We start from the raw sequence: 1,265 nt of genomic DNA on the forward strand, positions 1-1,265 counted from the left end.
TGCTCGGTCAGCTCTACCACTGCCTGCACAACCGGCAGCTCTTCGACGAGCATCACGCATTCACCTCCTTCTCAGCAGCTCCAGCCGCCGCAGCTTGACTTCTTAGGCACGTGAGATGTCTCTCAGGATGTGCCCCGCGGCCGGATCTCGAAGGGCTCGACGGGTTCGATGGGGGCGGCGGGTTCGACGGGTTCGATGGGCGCGGCGGGCGCGGCGGGTGCGGTGAGCCGCGCCGCGTCGGCGGGGGACGGGCTCTCCGCGTGCCACAGGGCGAGGAGCCGCAGGCTCTCCTCGTCCTTGGAGCCCGGCGCCGCCGTGTAGACGGTGAGGCACTGCTCCGGGTCGTCCGGCAGATGCAGCGTCTCGAACTGGAGCCTCATCGGGCCGACGACCGGGTGGGCGAGGTTCTTGTGGCCGTACGACTTCCGCTTGACCGTGTGCATCGACCAGTGCTTGCGGAACTCCTCGCTCTTCAGCGACAGCTCGCCGACCAGCGCCGCCAGCTCGGCGTCGTCCGGGTGCCGCCCGGCGTCGACCCGCAGATGGCCGACGGTGTCCTTGGCCACGAACTCCCGGTCCGGATAGAGCCGGACGAGGTCCTCGTCGAGCAGCACCAGCCGCGCCAGATTGCGCTCGCGCTGCGGCAGCGCGCCGAGTTCGGTGATCATCAGGGCGCAGGCCATCCGGTTCCAGGCGAGGATGTCCATACGCCGCCCGAAGACGAACGCCGGGGTGTCCCCGACCGCGTGCAGCAACTGCCGCATCCCCGGCCGGACCTCCTGGGGCCGCTCCCGGCGCGGCCGCCGGTGCGGGTGCCGGGCGATCCGGTGCAGATGGACGCGCTCGTCCTCGTCGAGCCGCAGCACCCGGGCGACCGAGTCGAGCACCGCGTCGGACACCCCCGGCTTGCGGCCCTGCTCCAGCCGTACGTAGTACTCGACGCTGATCCCCGCGAGATAAGCCAGCTCCTCGCGGCGCAGCCCCGGCACCCGGCGCACCCCGCCGCCGGGCGCGAGACCGACGTCCTCGGGGCGCAGCCGTGCACGGCGGGAGCGCAGAAACTCCCCCACGTCTGTACGCCACTTCATGGGGCCATCATCACCGACCGGCGCGGAAGCTGGGTGGTCCTGGCAGGGGCACCCCTGCGCCGAGGGATGCGGCGACGATGGCCCGGAGACGATGGCCCGGAGCACCCGAGCGCAAGGAGCAACGCGATGAACCGGACCGAGAGCCACCCCGGCACCCCCTCCCCTGTCTCTTATACA

At 71.2% G+C, this 1,265-nt stretch carries 1 protein-coding gene; it reads right to left on the reverse strand.

Going from position 1 to position 1,265, the window contains the following annotated elements:
- Positions 1-122 precede the first annotated feature (122 nt).
- A complete protein-coding gene (locus tag G5C65_RS37400) occupies positions 123-1,088 on the reverse strand; it encodes a helix-turn-helix transcriptional regulator (protein WP_165303486.1) in 966 nt (321 codons plus the stop codon).
- Between the last annotated feature and the right edge of the window lie 177 nt (positions 1,089-1,265).

It is taken from the genome of Streptomyces boncukensis (assembly GCF_011045075.1).
GTDB classification, from domain to species: Bacteria; Actinomycetota; Actinomycetes; order Streptomycetales; family Streptomycetaceae; genus Streptomyces; species Streptomyces boncukensis.

Coding starts and splice junctions, on each gene's coding strand:
- G5C65_RS37400 (WP_165303486.1), bottom strand. CDS start 1,088: ATGAAGTGGCGTACAGACGTGGGGGAGTTTCTGCGCTCCCGCCGTGCA.